20 protein-coding genes and 1 pseudogene are annotated in these 26,850 nt (G+C 38.8%); all 21 read left to right on the top strand.

The window, feature by feature from the left end:
• Nucleotides 1-148: 148 nt before the first annotated feature.
• The 21 genes and pseudogenes from CXF72_RS14950 (at nucleotide 149) to rpoC (ending at nucleotide 26,655) form a co-directional block, all read left to right on the top strand.
• Nucleotides 149-1,426 carry a glycosyltransferase family 61 protein gene (locus CXF72_RS14950; protein WP_101040098.1) on the top strand — a complete coding sequence of 426 codons (1,278 nt, stop codon included), beginning with the start codon at nucleotides 149-151 and terminating at the stop codon, nucleotides 1,424-1,426.
• 207 nt (nucleotides 1,427-1,633) lie between these two features.
• Nucleotides 1,634-2,038: a sugar 3,4-ketoisomerase gene (locus CXF72_RS14945; protein WP_101040096.1), complete on the top strand. Its 405-nt coding sequence runs from the start codon at nucleotides 1,634-1,636 to the stop codon at nucleotides 2,036-2,038.
• A 49-nt stretch (nucleotides 2,039-2,087) separates the two neighbouring features.
• Complete coding sequence (locus tag CXF72_RS14940; protein ID WP_101040094.1) at nucleotides 2,088-2,831, top strand: acyltransferase; 744 nt, start codon at nucleotides 2,088-2,090, stop codon at nucleotides 2,829-2,831.
• A gap of 1 nt (nucleotide 2,832) precedes the next feature.
• Nucleotides 2,833-3,252, top strand: a complete 420-nt coding sequence (locus CXF72_RS14935; protein WP_101040092.1) for a MaoC family dehydratase — start codon at nucleotides 2,833-2,835, stop codon at nucleotides 3,250-3,252.
• 1 nt (nucleotide 3,253) lies between these two features.
• Nucleotides 3,254-4,369 (top strand): DegT/DnrJ/EryC1/StrS family aminotransferase, encoded by a 1,116-nt coding sequence (locus CXF72_RS14930; RefSeq protein WP_101040089.1) that lies wholly within the window; start codon nucleotides 3,254-3,256, stop codon nucleotides 4,367-4,369.
• 272 nt (nucleotides 4,370-4,641) lie between these two features.
• Nucleotides 4,642-5,535, top strand: coding sequence for a glycosyltransferase (locus CXF72_RS14925; RefSeq protein ID WP_101040088.1), 894 nt, complete (start codon nucleotides 4,642-4,644; stop codon nucleotides 5,533-5,535).
• Between the two features lie 120 nt (nucleotides 5,536-5,655).
• On the top strand, nucleotides 5,656-6,591 hold the full coding sequence (locus tag CXF72_RS14920; RefSeq protein ID WP_157823268.1) for a glycosyltransferase family 2 protein: 936 nt from the start codon (nucleotides 5,656-5,658) through the stop codon (nucleotides 6,589-6,591).
• Between the two features lie 97 nt (nucleotides 6,592-6,688).
• A complete protein-coding gene (locus CXF72_RS14915; RefSeq protein WP_101040084.1) occupies nucleotides 6,689-7,588 on the top strand; it encodes a glycosyltransferase in 900 nt (299 codons plus the stop codon).
• Between the two features lie 500 nt (nucleotides 7,589-8,088).
• Nucleotides 8,089-8,859 carry a glycosyltransferase family 2 protein gene (locus CXF72_RS14910; RefSeq protein WP_101040082.1) on the top strand — a complete coding sequence of 257 codons (771 nt, stop codon included), beginning with the start codon at nucleotides 8,089-8,091 and terminating at the stop codon, nucleotides 8,857-8,859.
• A pseudogene (locus CXF72_RS19915) lies at nucleotides 8,856-9,764 on the top strand (UDP-glucose 4-epimerase family protein); the annotation flags it as partial. The gene CXF72_RS14910 and the pseudogene CXF72_RS19915, both read left to right, overlap by 4 nt.
• 57 nt (nucleotides 9,765-9,821) lie before the next feature.
• Nucleotides 9,822-10,382: a sugar transferase gene (locus tag CXF72_RS19910; protein WP_232784999.1), complete on the top strand. Its 561-nt coding sequence runs from the start codon at nucleotides 9,822-9,824 to the stop codon at nucleotides 10,380-10,382.
• A gap of 572 nt (nucleotides 10,383-10,954) precedes the next feature.
• A complete protein-coding gene (locus CXF72_RS14900) occupies nucleotides 10,955-12,856 on the top strand; it encodes a polysaccharide biosynthesis protein (protein WP_101040078.1) in 1,902 nt (633 codons plus the stop codon).
• Nucleotides 12,857-13,118: 262 nt separating this feature from the next.
• The gene (locus CXF72_RS14890; protein ID WP_101040074.1) at nucleotides 13,119-13,556 is read left to right on the top strand and encodes an arsenate reductase/protein-tyrosine-phosphatase family protein; all 438 of its coding nucleotides are present in this window, start codon (nucleotides 13,119-13,121) and stop codon (nucleotides 13,554-13,556) included.
• 1,095 nt (nucleotides 13,557-14,651) lie between these two features.
• Entirely contained in the window at nucleotides 14,652-15,032 is a 381-nt protein-coding gene (gene secE, locus CXF72_RS14885; protein WP_101040072.1) for a preprotein translocase subunit SecE, read from the top strand.
• 9 nt (nucleotides 15,033-15,041) lie between these two features.
• Nucleotides 15,042-15,593, top strand: coding sequence for a transcription termination/antitermination protein NusG (nusG, locus tag CXF72_RS14880; RefSeq protein WP_101040071.1), 552 nt, complete (start codon nucleotides 15,042-15,044; stop codon nucleotides 15,591-15,593).
• A gap of 159 nt (nucleotides 15,594-15,752) precedes the next feature.
• A complete protein-coding gene (rplK, locus tag CXF72_RS14875; protein ID WP_101040069.1) occupies nucleotides 15,753-16,181 on the top strand; it encodes a 50S ribosomal protein L11 in 429 nt (142 codons plus the stop codon).
• A gap of 4 nt (nucleotides 16,182-16,185) precedes the next feature.
• On the top strand, nucleotides 16,186-16,890 hold the full coding sequence (rplA, locus tag CXF72_RS14870) for a 50S ribosomal protein L1 (protein ID WP_101040067.1): 705 nt from the start codon (nucleotides 16,186-16,188) through the stop codon (nucleotides 16,888-16,890).
• Between the two features lie 282 nt (nucleotides 16,891-17,172).
• On the top strand, nucleotides 17,173-17,676 hold the full coding sequence (rplJ, locus tag CXF72_RS14865; RefSeq protein WP_101040065.1) for a 50S ribosomal protein L10: 504 nt from the start codon (nucleotides 17,173-17,175) through the stop codon (nucleotides 17,674-17,676).
• A gap of 39 nt (nucleotides 17,677-17,715) precedes the next feature.
• Nucleotides 17,716-18,081 (top strand): 50S ribosomal protein L7/L12, encoded by a 366-nt coding sequence (gene rplL, locus CXF72_RS14860; RefSeq protein WP_101040063.1) that lies wholly within the window; start codon nucleotides 17,716-17,718, stop codon nucleotides 18,079-18,081.
• A gap of 239 nt (nucleotides 18,082-18,320) precedes the next feature.
• A complete protein-coding gene (gene rpoB, locus CXF72_RS14855) occupies nucleotides 18,321-22,361 on the top strand; it encodes a DNA-directed RNA polymerase subunit beta (protein WP_101040061.1) in 4,041 nt (1,346 codons plus the stop codon).
• Nucleotides 22,362-22,434: 73 nt separating this feature from the next.
• Nucleotides 22,435-26,655: a DNA-directed RNA polymerase subunit beta' gene (gene rpoC, locus CXF72_RS14850; RefSeq protein ID WP_101040059.1), complete on the top strand. Its 4,221-nt coding sequence runs from the start codon at nucleotides 22,435-22,437 to the stop codon at nucleotides 26,653-26,655.
• Nucleotides 26,656-26,850: the final 195 nt, after the last annotated feature.

Here is a 26,850-nt window from a genome sequence, read left to right as displayed (position 1 = left end):
ATAAGTCTAGCACTGTAATTAAGTTGAATATATGTTTGCAGTGTAGCTCTTTTGCTAGAATCTATTTTAGAGAATTGTAAAACATTTAAAGTTGTATGGGATAAATTAAAGTTCCCAATGAAATTCTATACACCAGGTAAGATTTCTTATGAAAAAGTTAGTTAGACAGTTATTAAAATCTATTTATCCGCTATTGCCAGAATTTTTACGAGACACTATAACTTCAAATAAAATTTACTTACTTCAACTCATGACTTATAAGTTGAAAGTTAAAAAAGTTAAATTGGTTGCTGAGCCTGAGTTATTAGGCGCAAATTGTAAGTTTCTCATTCATAAGATAGACAGATATGAAAAAGTAAATTCACCTATCTTGTATGTTGATAAGCAAGAGTGTAAACGATCATCTATTGAGGGGAAGTTGCCAGATACTAAAGTCATTTATTTGGAAAATGTTAGTGTGCTAGGTGCGACAGATGCGATCATTTCTGATGATAAGATGTACCATCAAGAGTTAAGTTTTATGGGGGCTATACACGATCTAAAACAACCGGATATATTCACCATAAGTAATTGTAATAGTTATGATTATCAAGTAAAGGCTTATGGCAAAGATACTATTGCTAAAGGTGTTGTAGTTAGCCTACTGAAAGAGCATTCAATTAATTATTATCACTGGATTACAGAGGTTATGCCTAAGTTAATCGAAATAATGACATGCCTTAATGAAGAAGAACATAATATAACGATCCTCATTGATGAAAATATACCCTCTCAAAGCATTAGTATAATTGATAAGCTCTTAGCTGGAATAAATTCGATCGAATATAATATAGTTAAGGTAAAAAAAGGTGAGTTAGTTTTCTGTCAAAGCTTAATTTATTGTACTCCTTTATGGATATCTCTTGATAATACTAGATACTTACCAAACCCTAAAAAAGAGTTTTTTGTATCGGTCGAGTCCTTAAAAAAAGTTAAGAGCAAAATAACTCAGGCTACAAAAAACAAGACGGACTTAACAAATAGAAAAATTTATTTACAAAGAGAAAATAATCGTCTTAGAAAAATAACAAATATACTCGAAGTTGAACGGTTATTGTATAAATACGGTTTTGATTTTGTTGATCCTGGCTCTCTTGACTTTGAAGAGCAATACAATTTATTTTCACAAGCAGATATTATTATTGGCGCTTCTGGTGCCGCCTTTACTAATTTATTATTTATGAAGAGTAATAGCAAGGCTATATCGCTATACCCCTCTGCACAAAGCACCAATTATTATGTATTTCAACCTTTAGCAGATGTTTCGAATGTGGAATTAATTCATTTTCTTACAATACCAAATGATAATTCAAACTCTGTGCATGGGGATGCACTAGTAAATATCCCAGGCTTAGAAAGCTTGCTGGATAAAAAACTTAAAACTTAAAACTTTGACTCTAAAATACCGAGTAAAATGAGGGTGTCGAGAAATATATGAAAAAATCGAACAAAATAAGCTATCAAAACCTCTAGTGTGAAGAGCGAGTCTTTATTCATTGTTGCTCGTAAGTACAGTAGATTAAGTTTATTTTAAATCCTTTATCAGGGCTATTATGGCAAGTATTTATTAGATTAAGTCAGAGAGGAAAAAATAATGGACATTAAGCTTATTAAATTTCAAAGCCATGGTGATGATCGTGGTTCGTTAGTTGCCTTAGAAGATAATAAAAATATCCCGTTTACCATTAAACGTATTTATTATCTGTTCAATACAAAAGACAAAGTCAGACGCGGCTTTCACGCGCATAAAAAGTTGAAACAATTGGCTGTTGTTTTGAAAGGATCATGCCGATTTATGCTAGATGATGGAAAAGAAAAAATAGAATTATTATTAGATAATCCTGAGCAAGGTTTATATATAGAATCCTTTGTGTGGCGAGAAATGTACGATTTTTCAGAAGATTGTGTTTTGTTAGTACTTGCTGACTCTTTTTATGATGAAGCTGATTATATTCGTGATTATCAAGAGTTTACAAAGTTGGCTAATCATGATTCATAATTTATCAGGTATATATTAAAAAAATATAAAGAATTTATGGAGTTGAAGAATGCCAATCAGTGAATATGCAATTGTTTCAGAAAAAGCAATCATCGGAAATAACGTTTCTATAGGCCAATTTACAACAATATATGACAATGTAACTATTGAAGACGATACAGTTATTGAGGGATATTGTGAGTTAGGAGTTGCAAATGATTTATCCCAAAGTGAGCACTTAGTGATTGGTAAAAACTCACTGATTCGTTCACATAGTATTTTTTACGAAGGCTCAACTTTTGGACGAAATTTAGTTACAGGCCATCGAGTAACCGTTCGTGAAAAGACAATCGCAGGGGATAATTTTCAGATCGGTACTTTATCAGATATCCAAGGGCATTGTACTATAGGTGACTATGTCAGGACACACAGTAATGTGCATATAGGTCAGCATTCAAAAATTGGTAACTTTGTATGGATTTTTCCTTATGTTGTATTAACAAACGATCCGCACCCTCCAAGTGAAGTAATGCAAGGCGTTGTTGTTGAAGATTTTGTGGTCATTGCTACGATGTCGGTTATTTTACCTGGAGCAGTAATATCTGAAGGATGTTTAATTGGGGCTCATTCTTCAATATCAGGGAAGACAACCAAAGATACAATATATTCAGGCTCTCCAGCTAAGAAAGTAGGACCCACTTCGAAACTGAAATTAAAAGATGGTACGAGAAAACCGGCATATCCATGGAGAAAACACTTTCATCGAGGCTACCCAGAGTCGGTAGTTGATAGTTGGTGTAGAGAGGAGTATTAAAATGAGTACCCTACAAATTGAAGAAATAAAGATAGGAATGAGCGAATCATATTCCCAGACAATTACTGATGCAGATGTGAAAAACTTTGCAGGGATATCTGGCGATAAAAATCCTGTTCATATGGATAAAGAGTATGCAGAAAACTCTAGGTATAAAAAAAGAATCGCACATGGCTTATTGAGTTCTAGTTTTTTTTCTGCACTTTTTGGAACTAAGTTACCTGGTGAGGGCTGTGTCTATGCGGCCCAAAATCTTCAATTTAAGCGTCCAGTTTATTTAGACGATACTGTTCAGGCAACCATAACAGTAATCGATATAGATCTTGAAAAAAGACGGGTTTTCTTTGACACAACATGTTTTGTCAAAAATAAGAAAGTTATTACCGGTACTGCCGAATTATATATGCCGAAAGAGAAATAAAATGATCCCATTTCTAGATTTAAAAATAATTAATGCGCAATACAAGACTGAATTAAAAGAAGCTTGCTCACGTGTTATTGATTCTGGTTGGTATGTATTGGGTAATGAAGTTGCTGAATTTGAAAAAGAGTTCGCCACTTATTGTGAAACTGAATATTGCTTAGGTGTGGCAAATGGTTTAGATGCGTTAGTGCTTATTCTCCGTGCTTATATTGAATTAGGTATTATGCAAGCAGGGGATGAAGTGATAGTGCCTTCGAATACGTATATTGCTTCAATTTTAGCTATTTCTGAAAATGGCTTGATGCCAGTTTTAGTTGAGCCGGATATTGACAGTTTTAACTTAGATCCAAAGCTAATCGAACAAGCCATTACCAAAAAGACCAAGGCGATTTTAACCGTTCACCTATATGGTCAAGTTACGGCAATGGATGAAATTAATACCATTGCTAAGATGCATGATTTAAAAGTGATTGAAGACTGTGCACAAGCTCATGGAGCTTTATATAGTAATAAAGAGCACAAAGCTAAAAAAGTAGGGAGTTTAGCTGATGCCGCTGGTTTTAGCTTTTACCCGGGTAAAAACCTAGGCGCATTAGGTGATGGCGGAGCTGTCACAACTAATGATAGTGAATTAGCCAATACGATTTCAGCACTACGTAACTATGGTTCACATGAAAAGTATAAGAATCTTTACAAGGGGATGAATAGTCGCTTAGATGAAATTCAGGCCGCAATGTTACGTGTTAAGTTACGTTATTTAGATGATGAAATTGTAGCAAGACAAACGGTTGCAAAGGCGTATTTACAGGGGATTAATAACCCTCTCATTGAGTTGCCTATCGTTGAAAATGTAACTGCACATGTGTGGCACCTGTTTGTCATTAAAACAAAGCAACGTGAGAAGTTAGCAAATTATCTAACAGAAAATGGCGTACAGTCATTAATCCATTACCCAATACCACCTCACCAGCAAGATGCTTATGACGAATGGAAAAATGTATCTTTTCCCATTTCAGAGAAAATACATGAACAAGTGTTAAGTATTCCGATTAGCCCTGTACTAACGCCTGATGAGGTTGATACAGTTATCAGGCTAGTTAACGGTTATATCTAAATTGCAATGGAACAATAATTCTGGTCACTTAGATCCAAGTAATCTCTTTGTAGAATCGAGGATATATCAGATATTACTTTTGCATGAGGCGATAAAATAAGGTTTATATTATCTTTATTATCATAATAGGTATCAAATTTTAGGTGTTTTTCCATTAGCTAAATTAAAAAATGTTGAACCGCTTCTTTAAAGTAATAATCCAATCACTGTAAAGCGACGAATCATAATTATGAGTTTAATATGCATGAAAGGACGTTATTGGAATAATTATTATGAATAAAATAAAAAAAATTTCAATATTAACTTTAACTTATAATAATTCACATTTATTAGGTAAGGCAATATCGAGTGTAAATAGACAAATAATTAGTTCTAAATATAAAGTGGAATATTTGGTAGTTGATGATGCCTCATCAAATTTAAATATCGAAAATGTTAAATCTAAATTAGAGGACTGCCCATTTAAATACAGGTTAATTGTAAACCCTCAAAATTTAGGTACCGTCAAATCATTTAATCGAGCTATATTGGAATCCGTTGGCGAGATCATTATTCCACTTTCAGCTGATGATGAATTTTATGATGAATATGTTGTGAGTAATATTATTGATGAATTCGAAAAAAGCCAAGCATTAATTCTTACAGGTATTAGGGTTCCGGTCAAAGACGATAAAGAATTAAATGATCTTCCATTAATAAAAGATAGACTTTTTTTTCAAGCTAGAACTTCTTTACTAAATAGAATTGTATTGAAAGGTAATATTATATCTGGATCATCAACCTATTATCACAAGCAGGCATTTGAGAAGCTTGGTCTTTTTGAAGAGCATTATAAATTATTAGAAGATTTCCCATTTTACGTTAAAGCACTTGCAAATAATGTAGATATTCATTTTTTTAATAGAAAAGTAATTAGATATAGTACGGGGGGGATAAGTGATAGTGCAACTATGAGCCCTATTTTAAAAGATGATTTCATAAAGTCATATCGTTATATAATCTCTTTGGATTTTCTTGGTTACTGGCAAAGCCGCTTTATTTTTTATTCAAAGATCCTTAATCGCAATGATAAACGTAAAGTTTCAAATTTGTTACGATACCCGGAACAATATCTTTATTCGTTTTTTTTGAAAGTTAAAAAATATTCAAACCACATAGATAACTAAAAAATCGCTAACTTATTCGTGTCGTGTTTCATTTAGTGAAGTATATCTGAAATTTTTATATTGATGTTAAAGATGTTTGGTTAATAGGTTAATAGGTTAATAGGTTAATAGGAGTTGGCTTTGAAGTACGATGTTATAGTTGCAGCTTTTAATGGTGAAAATTTTATTGAAGAACAAATAGATAGCATTCTTAATCAAACTATCAAGCCTGAAAATATATTTATACGGGATGACAGTTCTACCGATAAAACATTAGAAGTGCTCGCTAAGTACCAACAGCATGAAAGTGTTCACGTTATTAAGAAAGGTTGCAATCTAGGGTACATTAAAAATTTTGAAAAATTAATAAGCTACATTGAGTCGAAATATGTTTTTTTTTCTGATCAAGATGATGTTTGGTCCCCTAATAAAGCTGAAGTGATGTTAGGCGAATTACAAATCAGTGGTGATGGGCTTGTCGCTTTTAGCAATGCTTGTGTAACTGATAATAGCTTAAAGCCAATAGGCATATTATGGGACTTTGTTAAATACTCTCCAGATCAGAATTCATTACTGCGAGTATTGAAAAGTAACTTTGTAACTGGCGCAACAATGCTAGTAAATACAGCATTTTTAAACGAGCTAACTCCTTTTCCTGAGGAAATTCCTCATGATTACTGGATTGCTACAAATGCAGTTATTAGAGGTAGGCTTATCCCTGTAGATCAATTGCTTATATATTACAGGCAACACAATGCTAATGTAATTGGTATTAAAAACAAAGGTTATTATACTCGGCTAATTGACTTTATGAAGCCTTCTTCTTCTAAAAGAAGGATCGTTTTTTTTAATGAAAAATTATCACTGATAAAATTGATCAGTAAAGATTTTGATTTAAATGATCATCTGCTTGTGAGGTATTGTAATTTTATTAAAATAAAATCTTCAATTTATAGGGTTGATAAAGCGCTTCCTTTTCCTAAGCTATCGCAATTTTTTCTGTATTTTAAGATATCCTCTTTGAAAAATATTTTTCTTGATGTATATGATTATGCTTTTATGGGATTCATTAGGTAGAGCTTACTTGTTGCAATTTAGGGCTTATTATTTCAAACTTATGATTTTATTTTGTTAATGCCCTCTATGCTTCATTCTTCTGTAAATTAGGGTGTTTATGAAAAATAATGTAGCAGTATTATTGTCTTATTATAATGGTGGGAACTACATTGAAGAACAACTTACTTCTTTAAATGAACAAGTTGGTGTAAGTTGTGATGTATATATTCGAGATGATGGTTCTTCAAATAACAATGATATTGATAAATTAACTGATTTATGTGATAAATATCATAATGTTAAGATTATTAAAGGTAAGAACGTTGGCGTTGTTGGGAGTTTTTATAGCCTTCTCAAAATTGTCGATCATTATGAGTACTATTTCTTTTGTGATCAGGATGATTATTGGTATGAGAATAAAATTACTAATGCAGTGGCACGGTTAAAAAATCATTCTGATGCTGCTTTGTATTGTAGTTCGTATGATTTAGTTGATGATAAGCTTGATTCGTTGGGCAGTGCTAGTCCTAAACCTACTGCATCTTTTTACAATGCTATCTTTAAAAATTTTTGTACAGGTTGCACATGTGCGATCAATAACAAATTAAGACATGAACTACTCAATGATTATTACAACGAAGACATTCCAATGCATGATTGGTGGTTCTTATTAGTTGCGTATATAAAGGGAAGTGTAATTTATGATGAGCTCCCATCTATTAAGTATAGACAGCATGCATTAAATGTCGTCGGAGGTACGGATAGCGTTGCGTATAAAGCTAAAAGGTTTGTTACACACTTAACTAAGAATAACGACGTTAGATCCCGTATGATGCGTGATTTAGTTAAGAGTAGTCATGGAGTTACATCTGAGTATGTTAATGAAATAAAAAAAATTTTGAATTCACAAAACTCGTTCGCGTTAAGATTGAAAATTATTAAAGCTCACAAGTTTTCTTACACCTCTAAGCTCGATTTGTTATCTATATACTTGATAATTTTGCTGGGCAAATATTAAATTTTATTTATAACGTTTATAAATAAAAAGATTTAGTACAGGCGAATTGTAATAGTGCAATCAAATACATTAATTAAGTGACCAACATGGTTATAGTTTACTCCAATTATATGAAAGTTCTGGTACAGAAAAGCAATGTATTGAGGCTCTTTTTGAATGTGAATGGCGAAATGGATTTATCTGTTCAAATGTGTTTCGAATAATCATTGTTCCCTAAATCAAGGACGATTTACTAGTATAATCGTTGCCACCATCTAACAACAGTAATAGCCAATACAATATTTGAACTACCACTAACATTTTTTGAGCGTTCACCTAATTTAGTGGCTCTGTTCCAGAACATTGCTGCGAGCTTTTTATCTACACCTAACTCTTTGTAAATATTGAAATTACAGTGTTTGTTGTGTTTTTATAGCAGATTTTGATTTAAGAGATAACAATGGTGACAATAACTAACTGACAGAGAACAATTTTAGCATAGTTTATTAAGGTTTAAGGGCATGACACATATTTACATATCGATTGTTTCTCATGGTAATGATGACGATATTATTAACAATTCTAATTTAAAAGAAATAAATGCACTTGAGAATGTCACCGTCATTATTAGAGATAACCTATCAAGCCAGAAACTTAAAGAGTATTGTCTCTCTAATCACTTCGTATATAGTGCTTCTGGTGTGGTGCTAGGTTTTGGGGCTAACAATAACATCAACTTTAAAGTTGCTTCTAATTTGGGAATGAACAACACGGATTGGTTTGTTTTATTTAACCCTGACCTTGATATATCTGCAGCAATGATTCAAAAACTGTCTGATTCTCTCAGTAATTCTTCAAGTCAGCTTTTTGCTATTAATCTTTATTTTGACGATAAGTTTTCTAAAATGGAGCATTCATTAAGAAGATTCCCTACTTTTCTTTCATTTTTTAATATCCTAAAAAGAAAATCGTTTACTGAAGCTTACGATAAAGCCAACTTAGCAGATGGCTCATTAGTTGATTGGGCTGCGGCTTCATTTTTAGTCTTTCAGGCAGAGTTATATGAAAAATTAAATGGTTTTGATGAAAGCTACTTTATGTACTTTGAAGATGTAGATCTTTGCTATAGAGCAAATAAGTTTTATAACCAGTATGTTGTTTATTTAAAAAACGTTAAAGCGATTCATGAAGGTGGATACCAAAATAGAAAGCTATTTTCTAAACATTTTAGATGGTATTTTTCGAGCCTGTTGAGATTCCTATTTAAAAGCACTTTAGAGACTAAAAGATGAAAATAGTATTAACAGGATCTACCGGTTTTCTTGGTAAGGCGTTATTAACTAAACTTGCAAATGAGCCTGTTGAATTAATTCAACTTGGCCGCAACAAAGATAACAAAAATAATCCTGATTATATTTACATCAAGGGTTTTGATTCAGCTTCTCAGTTTAATTTAGCCATTTATAAATGTGACATTGTTATTCACTGTGCCGCCCGTGTGCATATTATGGATGACAATTCAGCCAGCCCATTAAAAGCATTTCGTGAAGTAAATACTCACGGCACACTCAACCTTGCGCAGCAGGCTGCGGATGCCGGGGTTAAACGTTTTATTTTTATCAGCTCTATTAAAGTTAATGGTGAATCTACTGAACCGGGTGCACCTTTTAAGCCTGATACTGACTTTATCCCGACTGATCCCTATGGCCTGAGCAAATATGAGGCGGAAGTGGGTTTACGCAAAATAGCGGAGAATACCGGCATGGAGATCGTTATTATTCGTCCTCCATTAGTTTATGGTCCGGGTGTAAAAGCTAATTTTGCAGCCATGATTAAATGGGTTAATAAAGGCATTCCACTGCCTTTAGGCGGTATTACAGAAAATCGGCGCAGTTTAGTGTCACTCGATAATTTGGTTGATTTAATTATTACCTGTATTGATCATCCAAAAGCTGCAAATCAGACTTTTTTAGTCTCCGATGACGATGATATATCGACCTCTAAACTGCTTGTCCGTATGGCGACTGCATTGGATGTTCCCAATAGAATGTTACCTATTCCGAGTTCCTGGTTGACGTTCGCAGCTAAGTTAATTGGAAAACCTGCAGTAGCACAACGTTTGTGTGGTTCGCTTCAGGTTGATATCTCCAAAACCAAAGAGCTGTTAAACTGGAAGCCACCCTACAGCACTGTTGAATGTTTGAAAAAAACAGCGGATGCTTTTCTTGATCCCTCTGCACAAGTCTCAAATAATATGAATACTTTTCCGATCCGAACCCTAGATTTTTTAATGGCTTTCTTTGGCCTGCTGGTGACATTTCCTATCTTGCTTATTGTTACTATTATTGGTTATTTTGATACGGGTTCACCTGTTTTTATCCAAGAGCGAGTGGGTAAAAAAAAGCGTCCATTTAACTTAATTAAATTCCGCACTATGCCGGTTGATACTAAGTCGGTTGCCAGTCATCTTGCCAGTACAGCTTCAATTACTAAGTTAGGCTCTTTTTTACGTAAATCAAAACTTGATGAATTACCGCAGTTAATTAATGTACTGAAAGGGGAGATGAGTTTTGTCGGGCCGCGTCCTAACTTATTTAATCAAGAAGAGTTAATTACTGAACGTGACAGTCGTGGTGTATACGATGTTCTGCCCGGTATTACTGGCCTTGCGCAGGTGAATACTATTGATATGTCAACGCCTAAAAGATTGGCCGAAACCGATCAAAAAATGATTCAAACTATTAGCCTTAAAAAGTATTTCCAATATATTATTAAAACAGCAACGGGCAGTGGTTTGGGTGATCGGGTGAAATAGTGCTTTGTTGCAGAGTGCTCTGTGGTTAAACTTTATTCTTATTTATTCACCACAGAGAGCATAGAGGCTTCGCACACCGAGAAAAAACAATAACTGCCGAGCCTAAAAGCCCATTTCCGGTATTGTGTGCAGGACTTGTCTCTTTGGAACCGCGCCTTTAGGCGGGGCAATGTTTTGTAAAAACATCCTGCTAATAATTATTAATATGCTGCTTTAGTAAAGCAACAAGCCGAGCCTAAAGGCCCAGTTCCGAAGGTAATGCCGGAATTCTGGCTTTGGGTGGGTAAAGTAACATTGCCGAGCCTGAAGGCCCAGTTCCGAAGGTCATACTTGAATCTTGGCTTTGGGCGTGAAAGTAATACCGCCGAGCCTAAAGGCTTAGTTCCAAAGCAACTCCTAAAAGGACGAGTGCCAAAAAATAGTTATCAACTCTATCAATAAAAGCCATATGAAACATCAAGCATATAATACAATTCACATCCTCTGAGATTCATTTATACTGTGTTTCTTTTGGTTGGGTCCGACATTTTAATGGTCAGGAGTTAATCTGTATTTCTATTTTCTAGGACGTTATGTTCATTATTAACAAAATCTTCTCAATGCCGCGTGTATATAAACGAATTATTAGTCTTTTTGTTGATACGATTTTTATTACTGCGGCTTTTTTTAGTGCTTTTTTTACCCGTTTAGATGATATTGGTTTCCTTGATACAAGTGAATATTGGCAGGTGCTTGTTGTGGTATGGATAAGCACTCTTTTGTTGTTTACTAAGGTCGGGTTATATCGTGCTATTTTACGTTATCTAAGTGTGCATGCCCTGTTAACCATTGTGCTTAGCTGTTTTGTGTCTGCATTGCTGCTTGTTGTTTTTGGTTATTATTTTGAGGTGTTCCTGCCCCGGGCTATTCCTATTATTTATTTCGCTTATATTGTCTTACTCAGTGGTGGTTCAAGGTTATTGGTGCGGGTACTTGTCTCACAGTACTTTACCAAACAGAAAGAGCGGGTCATTATTTATGGTGCGGGGGATTCAGGAAGGCAACTGGTCAATCTACTGCGCCATGGTAATAAATTTCACCCTGTTGCTTTTATTGACGATGACCAAAAGCTTTTCAAAAGCGTTGTTAGTGGTTTGACCGTTTATAACAGTAAAAATTTAAAACGTTTAATATCACGAATACAGACCAATAAAATCTTGTTAGCCATGCCAAGAGCGAAGCGGTCGCAGCGTAAGGCGATCATTAACACTTTGACTGAGTTGCGTGTAGAGGTAAAAAGTGTGCCAGCTTTTGAAGAAATAATAAATGGTTCAGCATCAATCGATCAGCTTCGTGATGTTGCGATTGAAGATCTTTTAGGTCGCGATTGTGTGTTAGCTCAGCCTGAACTCCTTAGTGCAAATATTAAAAATAAAGTAGTGATGGTCACTGGGGCGGGCGGTTCAATCGGATCTGAACTTTGCCGGCAGATTGTGCAGCAGGCTCCGAAGATTTTGATATTATTTGAGTTGTCGGAGTATGCCTTATACAAAATAGATAAAGAATTATCGGAGTTGGTGGCACGCAAATTTTTAGCCGTGCAAATTATTCCTTTGTTAGGCTCAGTGCAGCGCAAAAACCGTCTACAAACAGTATTAGAAAGTTTTACGGTGCAAACACTTTATCATGCGGCCGCCTACAAGCATGTGCCCATGGTAGAGCACAATGTGGTCGAAGGGGTACGTAATAATATTTTTGGCACTTATTATACTGCATTGGCAGCCATTGCAGCAAAAGTGGAGTCATTCGTTCTGATTTCAACGGATAAAGCGGTTCGTCCCACTAATGTGATGGGCACCACAAAACGCATGGCGGAGTTGACTCTGCAATCGTTAGCGGCAGAGGAGCATAATACGCGTTTTTGTATGGTCCGTTTTGGTAATGTTTTGGGCTCTTCGGGCTCTGTTATTCCGCTGTTTAAACGACAAATAGCCGAAGGTGAATATGTCACCGTGACCCACCCTGATATTATTCGTTATTTCATGACGATCCCCGAGGCCGCGCAATTAGTCATTCAGGCCGGTGCCATGGGTAAAGGGGGAGATGTCTTTGTGCTTGATATGGGCGAGCCGGTGAAAATCGTTGATCTTGCAAAAAACCTGATCAACCTGTCCGGTTTAGAGGTGAAAACAGCGCAAAACCCCTTTGGTGATATTGAGATAAAGTTTACCGGCCTGCGGCCTGGTGAAAAACTTTTTGAAGAGCTACTGATTGGTGAAAATGTCGAAAAAACAGCGCATCAGCGTATTATGACCGCGAATGAAAAATTCTTGCCCTATTCTGAGTATGAAAAAATTTTGCAGCGGCTTGATAAAGCTTGTCATAAGTTTGATCATGAAAGCATTCGGGAAATTTTATTATCAACACCTGCTGGTTTTAACCCGACAGATGAAATCGGTGATTTGGTTTGGAAGGCGAAACAGCAACAGGGGTGACAGAGTTGGTTTGATTCTAGTGTGCTATGACTAGGCAGGTAAAATGCCTGAAAGCTTGAAGGCTGAAAGCGCGGGATGCCAAAAGGCAATGCCTGCACATACTCCCGGAACTGTGCCTTTAGGCTCGGCTATTGTTGGTTATTGTTTTTGCCTGCTTGAAGGCTCGCTCCTAAAAAGAGAACGCAAATTTAATCAAATTGTTATACTATTTACATTTATAAATTAATGAAATACGTGTTGCGCGTAAGGAATTGGTCAGACTATGTTTAACAAAATTTTAGTGGTTTGTGTGGGTAATATCTGCCGTTCACCGATTGGCGAACGGTTATTACAAAAACATTTACCACAGCTGAAGGTTAATTCAGCCGGCATTAAAGCCTTAGTCGGCAGACCTGCAGATCCAAATTCCATATCCGTTGCAGCAGAAGAAAATATTGACCTGTCCCTGCATATTGCACAGCAACTGACGGCAGAACTGATTGCCGAACATGATCTGATATTAGTGATGGAAAGGGGCCATATAAATGCGGTCACTAAGCTTGCGCCTGCTGCAAGGGGTAAAACCATGTTATTCGGGCAATGGAATGGTCAGCAGGAAATTTCTGATCCATACCGTCAAAGCAGAGAAGCATTTGAATTTGTAACTGCAATAATGTCGGAATCCGCCCTTAAATGGGCAGAAAAACTTAATAAAGCTTAAATAAAGTTAAAAGTTTAACCACAGAGTACACCGAGGGCACAGAGGAAAGATTAGGATATTACTTTCGGAACTGAGCCTTTAGGCCCGGCTGTTGTTTTGCTAAGCAGCGTATTGATAATTTTCAACCGGATGTTTTTCCAAAACATTTGCCCCGCCTAAAGGCGCGGTTCCGGCATCAGTGTGTTCGGCACAGGTTATTTTTTTCGGAACTGAGCCTTTAGGCTCGGCTGTCGGTGGTTATTGTTTTTTCTCTGTGTGCGAAGCCTCTGTGCTCTCTGTGGTGAATTTTTTATTAAGTTTAACCACCGAGGACACAGAGGAAAGATTAGGATATTACTTTCGGAACTGAGCCTTTAGGCTCGGCACTTGTTACTTTGTTGAAGCAGCGTATTGATAATTTTCAACCGGATGTTTTTCCAAAACATTTGCCCCGCCTAAAGGCGCGGTTCCGGCATCAGTGTGTTCGGAACAGGTTGTTTTTTCGGAGCCGGGCCTTTAGGCTCGGCGGTCAGTGGTGATTTTTTCTCTGTGTGCGAAGCCTCCGTGTCCTCGGTGGTGAAGAATACAAACCCTTTCCAAGAAACAACTTTCTACTGCTCATTTTAGTTGATTTTTTAAAGTCTGATAGTAACCCTTTTTTGCAAGTTTAGAGCCGTTGTTGGATCTCTTATTGTAATATCACTCTGCCTATTGTTAAGTTAAATATGTTATTATTTGACTTTTATTATATTGGCAGATAAAAACTTGACTATTGTTAAGCCGAAGCGATCGCTTTTCCGCGATCCAAAAATGATTTAACATCAAGGCCTCAACGGTGGTGACCGAGTAAAAAAAGCTGTTTTAGGGTGTTAATAACCCAATTGAGAGGCAACCGGGAGGCGCAGATATGTTGATTAAGTTTGCTCAAGAAGTTCTTTTTCTGTAAAAAATAAGGATTATTGCGTTACAAAGGCAATAAAAATCCTTATACTGACGAGCTTTAATTTCAGGTGTGAATTTACACTGCGTTTTACAGTAAAACGAGTTAATTTGATGCCTCAGACAGTGTCTTTTGCACAAAAACGATTATTAATTTAACAATGGGTACAACGCGTTATGAGTACAATGAATACTGAAAATAAAACAAGTTCATTCGACGGTCTTAAATGGGGTGTTACAACCGTATTACTAGTGGCAATTATTGTTGGTAATTATATGGTTGGTGACTCGTTAAATATTTTAGTGCGTGTAGGCATTTTGCTGCTGTTAGCTGCACTTGCTGTCTTTTCTGCCGTTATGACGGAAAAGGGACAAGTATTCATCGCTTTCGCTAAAGATGCTCGTTTAGAAGTACGCAAAGTAGTTTGGCCTACACGTCAAGAAACAGTGCAGACAACATTAATTATCCTCGCCGTATCAGCAATTGTTGGTCTGATTTTATGGGGTCTTGATGGCGTACTCGTCCGCCTAGTCGCATTTATTACCACCGCAATTTAAGGATTTAATATGTCAGAAGAGTTACAAAAAAAGAGATGGTATGTGGTGCAAGCATTTTCAGGCTATGAAGGGCGTGTACAAAAAACATTACTCGAATATATTAAATTAAATGAAATGGAAGAGCACTTCGGCCAAATTTTAGTCCCAACGGAAGAAGTTGTTGAGATGCGCGCCGGACAAAAACGTAAAAGTGAACGTAAATTCTTTCCTGGCTACGTGTTAGTTGAAATGGCGATGAATGATGATAGCTGGCATTTAGTGAAAAGTATTGATCGCGTGATGGGATTTATCGGCGGCAGTAAAGAGCGTCCAGCACCGATTTCTCAAAAAGAAGTGGATAATATTCTTAATCGTCTTCAAGAGTCGCATGATTCTCCACGACCAAGAACACTGTTTGAAGCGGGTCAGATTGTACGTGTTACTGAAGGTCCTTTTGTCGATTTCACCGGAACGGTTGAGAAAGTTGACTATGAAAAGAGCCGTTTGAAAGTATCTGTTTCTATCTTCGGTCGTGCAACACCCGTTGATTTAGAGTTTTCTCAAGTAGAAAAAGACAGTTAATTATCAGAAAAAGCGGTTTAAATAGCCTTAAAGGTTAAAAAAACAGCAAAAGATCTTGTGGAGGGTGGCAGATTATAGTTATAATCTGCCGCCCTTTTTAATCGGGAAGCTATTTTCATTCGGAAGATAGCGCTACACCCAAATATAGGTAGTAATATTATGGCTAAAAAAGTACAAGCATATATCAAGCTGCAAGTTAAAGCTGGTATGGCTAATCCGTCACCACCAGTAGGTCCTGCTCTTGGTCAACACGGTGTTAATATCATGGAATTCTGTAAAGCATTCAATGCAAAAACAGATACCATGGAAAAAGGCGCTCCAACGCCAGTTGTTATTACAGTTTATGCAGATCGTTCTTTTACGTTCGTAACAAAAACACCACCTGCATCTTTCTTACTTAAGAAAGCAGCTGGTATCAAATCTGGTTCTGCAGTTCCTAATAAAGATAAAGTGGGCAAAGTAACACAAGTCCAACTTGAAGAAATTGCAACAATTAAAGAATCTGATTTAACGGGTGCCGATCATGAAGCGATGGTACGTTGTATAGCGGGTTCTGCCCGTTCAATGGGTCTGGAAGTAGAGGGCTAATATCATGGCTAAATTATCAAAACGTATGAAGTCTGTTCGCGACAATGTTGACGCGACTAAAGAATATGAAATCAATGAAGCTGTTGTTCTTTTACAAAAGCTAGCGACTGCTAAATTTACCGAAAGCATTGATGTATCAGTAAACCTGGGTGTTGATCCTCGTCGTAGTGATCAAAATGTCCGTGGCGCAACAGTATTGCCACACGGTACTGGTCGTACTGTTCGTGTTGCTGTATTTACACAGGGCGCAAATGCAGAAGCAGCTAAAGCTGCCGGTGCAGATATTGTGGGCATGGACGATCTTGCTGCACAAGTTAAAGCCGGTGAACTGAATTTTGATGTTGTAATTGCATCTCCAGACGCAATGCGTGTTGTAGGTCAATTAGGTCAAATCTTAGGTCCTCGTGGTCTAATGCCTAACCCTAAAGTTGGCACAGTAACACCAGATGTTGCAACAGCTGTTAAGAACGCGAAAGCGGGTCAAATCCGTTACCGTAATGATAAGAATGGTATTATCCATTCTACAATCGGTAAAGTAACGTTCACACCTGTACAAATCCGAGAAAACCTTGAAGCACTATTGGCAGCTCTTATTAAAGGCAAACCTTCAGGCGCTAAAGGTCAATTCTTGAAAAAAATTAGTCTATCTACAACGATGGGTGCCGGCTTAAAAGTCGATACATCATCTGTTAAAGCAACGGTAGCTTAATTTTTTATACACAGCATATTTTTATTGAAATGTGATGTGTGTATACAAGGCGGTAAATTATCTGTATAATTTGTCGCCTTACTTTGGAGGGCCTTAGGTCCCTTCTGAGACCGTAGGTGTTTAGCCTTAGTTAAACTTAATTTCCTACGTAGATGGTGCCGGACCCCAGACAGAATTATTCTACCTGGATCCGATTACCGAATTAGTGCCTCATCAATAATTTAACCTTGATGAGGGTGTTTAGCTGGGGTAAAACCCGGTGGAATCCAGGAGTAAAACCAAATGGCATTAGGACTCGAAGACAAAAAAGCTATTGTCGCTGAAGTCAACGAAGCTGCTAAAATCGCTTTGTCTGCTGTTGTTGCCAATTCACGTGGCGTAACAGTGGGTAAAATGAATGCACTTCGTGCACAAGCACGTGTAGAAGGTGTTAACTTACGTTTAGTACGTAACACATTAGCACGTCGTGCGCTTGAAGGGACTGATTTTGCATGTCTAGCAGATCTGTTTATAGGTCCTACGATCCTTGCTTTCTCAAACGAACATCCAGGTGCAGCGGCTCGTCTATTAAAAGACTTCGCTAAAGCTAATGATCAGTTTGAAATTAAGGGTCTAGCGTTTGAGGGTGAATTTATTGAAGCCGCTCAACTTGACCGTCTAGCAACACTACCGACATACGATGAAGCAATTGCGAAACTGATGGCTACTATGAAAGAAGCTGCAGCTGGCAAACTTGTACGTACTCTGGCTGCAATTCGCGACCAGAAAGAAGAATCTGCAGCATAATCGCTGTCATACTAATTATATTTAGATAGGAATTGAGTCATGTCTATTACTAAAGACCAAATCATTGAAGCTGTTGCTGAATTATCAGTAATGGAAGTTGTTGAGTTAATCACAGCAATGGAAGAAAAATTCGGCGTATCTGCAGCAGCTGCTGTTGCTGGTGCCGCTGGCCCTGCTGAAGCTGTTGAAGAACAAACTGAATTTGATGTTATAATGACAACATTCGGCGAAAACAAAGTTAAAGCAATCAAAGCCGTTCGTGCTGCTTCAGGTCTTGGCCTGAAAGAAGCTAAAGACGCTGTTGAATCTTGCCCAGTAGCTATTAAAGAAGGTATCTCTAAAGCAGATGCTGAAGCTCTTAAAGCTGTGTTAGAAGAAATCGGCGCAACTGTTGAACTTAAATAAGTCATATTTTATAACTTATTAGCCATGTAAATGGCATTGGCTGGTGATTATTTAATCACCGGCCTTTTTGCGCTATAGGATACCGTAATTTCTCATTATTTTTTACGGTGTCGGACACTTAAGGTGATGTTAAAGAACGCATCATTAACACGAAAATAATGTTCGCCGTTGTCTTATAATAGAGGTCTAAAAATAGACCAGGACAGCTATGATCACTTATCAGCGAGCAAAGGAACCACATGGGTTACTCTTATACTGAGAAAAAACGTATTCGTAAGGATTTTGGTAAACGTCCACAGGTGATGGAAAAACCATACTTGTTGTCGATTCAACTAGATTCATTCAAACGATTCATTGAAGTCGATTTAACTGGAGAAGTTGGTCTTGAGGCTGCTTTTAACAGCATCTTCCCTATCGCCAGTTATTCAGGCACATCAGAATTGCAATATGTCAGCTACCGTTTAGGTGAGCCGGTATTTGATGTGAAAGAATGCCAAATCCGTGGAGTAACATACTCTGCTTCATTGCGCGTTAAATTACGTCTTGTTATTTATGATCGTGATGCACCAGCCGGCACGGTTAAAGATATTCGTGAACAAGAAGTGTACATGGGTGAAATGCCACTCATGACAGAAAATGGTACTTTTGTAATCAATGGTACTGAGCGTGTTATCGTGTCCCAATTACATCGTAGTCCTGGTGTATTCTTTGACCACGATAAAGGTAAAACGCACAGTTCTGGTAAAGTACTTTATAATGCACGCGTAATTCCGTACCGCGGTTCTTGGTTAGACTTTGAATTTGATCCTAAAGATAACCTCTTTGTTCGTATTGACCGTCGTCGTAAACTCCCTGCAACTATTATGTTGCGAGCGCTTGAGTATTCGACACAAGAAATTCTAGCCATATTCTACGACACAACCAAGTTTGACATTAAAGACGGTGTCATCTCAATGTCGCTAATTGCTGACCGCTTACGTGGTGAGATGGCGTTATTTGATATTGCCGCAAACGGCAAAGTTTATGTTGAGCAGGGCAAGCGTATTACCGCTCGCCATATTAAACAGCTTGAAAAAGATAATATCAATACGCTTGATGTGCCTGTTGAGTACATTGCAGAGAAAGATTTGGTTGTTGCTAAAGATTACATCAGTAAAGAAACCGGTGAAATCATTGTTAATGCCAACGACATATTAACGCTTGAAATATTAGCGGAACTGACTCAGTCGGGTATTACATCTTTTGATATTATTTACACTAATGAACTAGATTGCGGTTCATTTATTTCCGATACATTACGTGTTGATAGTTCAAGTAATCGCCTTGAAGCGTTAGTTGAAATCTACCGTATGATGCGTCCGGGCGAGCCACCAACTAAAGACGCAGCAGAAGGTTTATTCCACAACCTGTTCTTTGCTGAAGAACGTTACGAGCTTTCTAAAGTTGGCCGTATGAAGTTCAACCGTCGTGTTGGTATTGACGGCGATGAAGGTGCTGGTATTTTATCCAAGGATGACATCTTAAGTGTAATGAAAACACTTATTGCTATCCGTAATGGTGACGGCATTGTCGATGATATCGATCATCTTGGTAACCGTCGTATTCGTTGTGTTGGCGAAATGGCTGAAAACCAATTCCGTGTTGGTTTAGTACGTGTTGAACGTGCCGTAAGAGAGCGTCTGTCTCTGGGCGATCTTGATGCAACTATGCCACAGGATTTAATCAATGCGAAACCTATTTCTGCTGCTGTTAAAGAGTTCTTCGGTTCATCACAACTGTCACAGTTTATGGATCAAAATAACCCGCTTTCAGAAGTAACTCATAAACGTCGTATTTCAGCATTAGGACCTGGTGGTCTAACGCGTGAACGTGCGGGCTTTGAAGTACGTGACGTACATCCAACGCATTACGGTCGTTTGTGTCCAATCGAAACGCCAGAGGGACCAAACATTGGTCTGATTAACTCCTTGGCAACTTTCTCACGCACCAACAGTTACGGTTTCTTAGAAACACCTTACCGTAAAGTTGAAGATGGTAAACCAACGGATCGCGTTGAATACCTTTCTGCGATTGAAGAAGGTTCATTCGTCATTGCACAGGCAAGCGCCAGTATTGATGAAAATGGTGTGTTGGACGAAGAATTGATCCCTTGTCGTCATCAAGGTGAGTCTACCTTTTTGAGCCCTGCGGATATCGATTACATGGATGTGTCACCACAACAGATAATCTCTGTCGCGGCGTCATTAATTCCATTCCTAGAACACGATGATGCTAACCGTGCCTTAATGGGCTCGAACATGCAACGTCAAGCCGTTCCAACTTTACGTGCGGATAAACCGCTTGTAGGAACAGGTATTGAACGTCGTCTTGCAATCGATTCGGGTGTTACAATTATCGCCAAACGTGGTGGTATTATTGATTATGTTGATGCATCCCGTATTGTTGTTAAAGTTGATGATAGCGAGCTCCTTCCTGGCGAAGCGGGTATCGATATTTACAATTTAACCAAATACACACGTTCAAATCAGAATACTTGTATTAACCAAAAACCAACTTGTAAACCTGGCGAACCAATTGTTCGCGGTGATGTACTGGCCGATGGCCCGTCTACCGATATGGGCGACCTTGCTTTGGGCCAAAACATGAAGATTGCCTTCATGCCTTGGAACGGTTACAACTTCGAGGATTCAATCCTTATTTCTGAGCGTGTTTCACAGGAAGACAGATTCACCACCATCCATATTCAAGAGTTCTCATGTGTCGCACGTGAAACTAAATTGGGTAGTGAAGAAATTTCTGCTGATATCCCGAACGTTGGCGAAGCTGCACTGAGCAAACTTGATGAATCAGGTATTGTGTACGTGGGTGCTGAAGTTAAACCAGGTGATATCCTCGTTGGTAAAGTGACACCTAAAGGTGAAACACAGCTAACACCTGAAGAAAAACTATTACGAGCTATCTTCGGTGAGAAAGCATCGGACGTTAAAGACAGTTCTTTACGTGTAGCTGCCTCAACCTACGCAACGGTTATTGACGTACAAGTCTTTACTCGAGATGGTGTTGAAAAAGATAAACGAGCGCTTGAAATAGAAGAAATGCAGCTTAAAGCGGCGAAGAAAGATTTAACTGAAAAGTTCAAAATCTTAGAAAACGCAATTTATGAAAAAGCCTTAGCTATTCTTGTTGGTGCCGGTCAGGATGAAGCGCGTCTGCTACAGATGCCTCGTGCACAGTGGTTAGAAGTGCAGATTGATGATGAAACTAAACAGTCTTATTTAGATCAAATCATTACTCAATACGATGAAGTCAAAGCTGATTACGATAAAGAGTTTGATGTCAAACGTCGTAAAATCACTCAAGGTGATGATCTTGCTCCTGGTGTTCAGAAGATTGTTAAAGTGTATCTAGCTGTCCGTCGTCGCCTGCAGCCTGGTGATAAAATGGCGGGTCGTCACGGTAACAAAGGTGTTATTTCAAACATCGTTCCTGTTGAAGATATGCCGCATGATGAGTTTGGTGTTCCTGTTGATATCGTACTTAACCCGCTGGGTGTACCGTCACGGATGAACATTGGTCAGGTTTTGGAAACTCACTTAGGTCTTGCTGCCAAAGGTGTGGGCGAAAAACTTGAGCGTATGATCAAATACCAGCGTGATATTGAAATTGCTAAAGTGCGCGAATTTGTACAGAAACTATACTCTTTCGGTGATGCGCCATGTCATGTTGATCTTAATGATTTTGATGATGAAGCGGTAATGCGTTTAGCTAAGAACCTGTACAAAGGTTTACCCGTTGCGACACCTGCATTTGATGGTGCCAACGAAGGCGAAATCCGTGAGTTATTACGCATGGCTGATTTACCTGAATCAGGTCAATTACAACTGACTGACGGCCGTACGGGTATTGAGTTTGAACGTCCTGTGACCGTTGGTTACATGTACATGCTGAAACTGAATCACTTGGTTGATGATAAGATGCATGCGCGTTCTACTGGCTCTTACAGCTTAGTAACTCAGCAACCACTTGGTGGTAAAGCGCAGTTCGGTGGTCAGCGTTTTGGTGAGATGGAAGTATGGGCACTGGAAGCTTATGGTGCTGCTTACACTCTTCAAGAAATGCTTACGGTTAAATCCGATGATGTTAACGGTCGTACTAAGATGTATAAAAACATCGTTGACGGCGACCATAGAATGGAACCAGGCATGCCTGAATCATTCAACGTATTGTTGAAAGAGATCCGTTCATTAAGCATCAACATTGAGCTAGATGAAAGTAACTAAGCATTAAGCTGTAGTAAATATGTGGCGTCTTGAAAATTAAGGCGCCTAGTTTTAACTCCTATGGGAGAGTAGCGTGAAAGACTTATTAAAGTTTTTAAAGCAGCAAAATAAAACCAAAGAATTTGATGGTATTAAAATTGGTTTAGCATCACCTGAAATGGTCCGCTCATGGTCATTTGGTGAAGTGAAAAAACCAGAAACAATTAACTACCGTACCTTTAAACCTGAACGTGAAGGTTTATTCTGTGCGCGTATCTTTGGTCCAATTAAAGATTACGAATGTTTATGTGGCAAGTACAAGCGCCTGAAACATCGTGGTGTTATTTGTGAAAAATGTGGTGTTGAGGTAACTCAGTCTAAAGTTCGTCGTGACCGTATGGGCCATATCGAATTAGCATCCCCTGTCGCTCACATTTGGTTCCTTAAGTCATTACCGTCTCGTATCGGCTTAATGCTTGATATGACCCTGCGTGATATTGAACGTATCCTGTATTTTGAATCTTTCGTGGTTGTAGAGCCAGGCATGACAGATCTTGAGCGTCGTCAAATTCTTCTTGAAGAAGAATATTTAGACATGCTTGAGCAGTGGGGCGATGAGTTTGAAGCTGTAATGGGTGCAGAAGCTATATTCTCACTATTAAAACAGCTGGATCTCGACCATGAGATCTCTGAAATGCGTGAAGAGCTAGGTACTACTAACTCTGAAACTAAGCGTAAGAAATTAACTAAACGTTTGAAACTGGTTGAGTCTTTCCACCAGTCTTCAAACAAACCAGAGTGGATGATCCTGACTGTATTGCCAGTGCTTCCGCCTGATTTACGTCCGTTAGTGCCACTTGATGGCGGTCGTTTTGCGACATCGGATCTAAATGATCTATACCGTCGTGTTATTAACCGTAATAACCGTCTAAAACGCCTACTAGATCTAGCGGCGCCAGATATCATCGTACGTAACGAAAAACGTATGTTACAAGAGTCTGTGGATGCATTATTAGACAATGGCCGTCGTGGCCGTGCTATTACCGGTTCTAACAAGCGTCCTCTGAAATCACTTGCTGATATGATCAAAGGTAAACAGGGTCGTTTCCGTCAGAATCTACTCGGTAAACGTGTAGATTACTCCGGCCGTTCTGTGATCACAGTAGGACCGACACTGCGTTTACACCAGTGTGGTCTTCCTAAGAAAATGGCACTTGAACTGTTCAAGCCGTTTGTTTACGGAAAACTGGAAGCTTTAGGTCTTGCGACTACTATCAAAGCGGCTAAGAAATTAGTTGATCGTGAAGGTGGCGAAGTTTGGGATATTCTGGAAGGCGTGATTCGCGAACATCCAGTACTGCTTAACCGTGCACCAACACTGCACAGATTGGGTATCCAGGCATTTGAACCCGTACTGATTGAAGGTAAAGCGATTCAGCTTCACCCGCTAGTTTGTGCGGCATACAATGCCGATTTCGATGGTGACCAAATGGCGGTACACGTACCGTTAACTATTGAAGCACAGCTTGAAGCACGTACTTTGATGATGTCGACCAATAACATCCTATCGCCAGCAAATGGTGAGCCGATTATTGTTCCTTCTCAAGATGTTGTACTTGGCCTTTATTACATGACTCGCTCTAAGATAAATGCTAAAGGCGAAGGCATGTGGTTCCAAAGCGCGAAAGAAGCGGAAAAAGCTTACCGTGCCGGCGCTGTTGGTTTACAAGCGATTGTTAAAGTACGTATGAAACAAGTTCATATTGCTGACGACAAGAGCCGTACAGAATCAATTAACATTATTGAAACGACCGTTGGCCGTGCGATTTTATCGTTAATCATGCCAGAAGGTTTGCCTTTTGAGCTTGTTGATTTACCCATGGGTAAAAAGCAAATATCGACTGCACTGAATGCCTGTTACCGTCTGTTGGGTATTAAGCATACGGTTATTTTTGCTGACCAATTAATGTATACCGGTTTTGAATATGCAACCTTGTCAGGTGCTTCGGTATGTATCGATGATATGGTTATTCCTTCTACTAAGAAAACCTTAGTTGAAGCTGCAGAAGCTGAAGTTCAAGAGATTCACGAACAGTTCCAGGCAGGTCTTGTAACTGCTGGTGAGCGTTACAACAAAGTTATCGATATCTGGGCAAGTGCGAATGAGCAGGTTGCCAAAGCGATGATGGAAAACCTTTCTAAAGATACTGTTGTTAATAGTAAAGGTGAAGAAGTTCAGCAAGATTCGTTTAACAGCGTTTATATGATGGCCGACTCCGGTGCGCGTGGTAGTGCTGCACAGATTCGTCAGTTAGCTGGTATGCGTGGTCTGATGGCTAAACCCGATGGTTCAATCATCGAAACGCCGATCACCGCGAACTTCCGTGAAGGTCTAAACGTACTTCAGTACTTTATCTCCACGCACGGTGCACGTAAAGGTCTGGCCGATACCGCACTTAAAACAGCAAACTCGGGTTATCTAACGCGTCGTCTTGTTGATATCGCGCAAGATTTAGTTATCACTGAAAAAGATTGTGGTAGTGAAGATGGTCTGTTAGTGACACCGCTTATTCAAGGTGGTGATGTTGTTGAAGCGCTTCGTGAACGTGTGCTTGGTCGTGTTGTTGCTCAAGACATCATTAAACCAGGAACGAAAGGCGAAGTCTTAATCGCCCGTAACGTTCTGCTTGATGAAAAACTATGTGACCTTATCGAAGAAGCCTCGGTTGACCAAGTATGGGTACGTTCAGTTATTACCTGTCAAACAGACTTTGGTGCTTGTGCGCAATGTTACGGTCGTGACCTTGCTCGTGGCCATATGGTCGGTCAAGGTGAAGCAATCGGTGTTATGGCAGCGCAATCAATCGGTGAGCCAGGAACACAGCTTACAATGCGTACCTTCCACATCGGTGGTGCTGCATCTCGTGCTGCTTCTGAAAACAATATTCAAGTTAAGAATACGGGTAAAATCAAACTGCATAACGCTAAGTTTGTAATTAACTCTGAACAGAAAGTCGTTGTGACTTCTCGTTCAACAGAATTAACTATTATTGATAAATTAGGCCGTACTAAAGAAAACCATAGACTGCCTTACGGTGCTGTACTTGAGAAACAAGATGGTGCTGAAATTACTTCTGGTGAAATCATCGCTAACTGGGACCCGCATACACATCCAATTATTACGGAAGTGGAAGGTACGGTTCAGTTCTTAGACTTTATCGAAGGTCTGAGTATTACTAAACAAGCCGATGAATTTACCGGTTTATCAAGTACTGTTATCATCGATCCGGCACAGCGACCTAATGCTGGTAAAGAATTGCGTCCGATGGTGAAACTTGTCGATCCACAGGGTAATGACTTGTTCATTCCTGGGACAGACGTTGCGGCTCAATATGCACTTGCTGCAAACGCAATCGTTAGTCTTGAAGATGGCGCGAAAGTACGAGTGGGTGATGCGGTTGCACGTATTCCTCAAGAAAGCTCAAAAACACGTGATATCACGGGTGGTCTACCACGCGTTGCCGATCTGTTTGAAGCGCGTACGCCAAAAGATGCAGCCATTCTTGCTGAAGTTTCTGGTACGCTTGCATTTGGTAAAGAAACTAAAGGCAAACGCCGCTTAGTTATTACCCAGGCAAACGGTGAAGCTTATGAAGAGATGGTGCCTAAATGGCGTCACCTGAACATCTTCGAAGGTGAGAAGATTGAAAAAGGTGAGGTTATTTCCGATGGTCCTGAATCTCCACATGATATTCTTCGTTTACGTGGTATTAGCCCGGTTGCTAACTACATCACTAATGAAGTACAGGAAGTTTACCGCTTACAGGGCGTAAAAATTAATGATAAACATATCGAAGTTATCGTTAACCAAATGCTGCGTAAAGGTACAATTACTGACAATGGTGATTCTGCATTCCTAAAAGGCGAGCAAGCTGAAGTTGCACGTGTTGTGATTGAAAACCGCCGCTTGGTAGCTGAAGGTAAAGCAATTGCTACTTTTGATTACCAGTTATTAGGTATCACCAAAGCATCTCTAGCAACTGAGTCGTTTATCTCAGCTGCATCTTTCCAAGAAACAACACGTGTTCTTACGGAAGCTGCTGTTGCTGGCAAGTGTGATCAATTACACGGCCTGAAAGAGAATGTTATCGTTGGTCGTCTGATTCCGGCTGGTACTGGTTTCGCTCATCATAGAGCGCGAGCTGCTGCGAAAGCTGCTGAACTGGCACCAAAAGTTGAAGAAGCAGTCGTAGATACAGGTACAGCTGAACAAAACTTAGCTGACTTGCTAAATGCAGTTGATTTTGGTGATTAATCACTAATTTCACGGTCAATAAAAAAGGTGCTTCGGCACCTTTTTTTGTATCTGGGAAAGTCACAAGGCTAGATAGCTGGAAAGCTAGAAGGCATGAAAGATCGTTCAAGCCTTTTTTCCTTCAAGCCATTACGCTTTATTTTCTTGTTTTTCCTCATTATTTAATCCAATATATAGCCACGCTAATTAATCTAT

Source organism: Psychromonas sp. MB-3u-54, assembly GCF_002836415.1.
Classification (GTDB): domain Bacteria; phylum Pseudomonadota; class Gammaproteobacteria; order Enterobacterales; family Psychromonadaceae; genus Psychromonas.
This window is presented reverse-complemented; position numbering and strand designations above follow the sequence as displayed.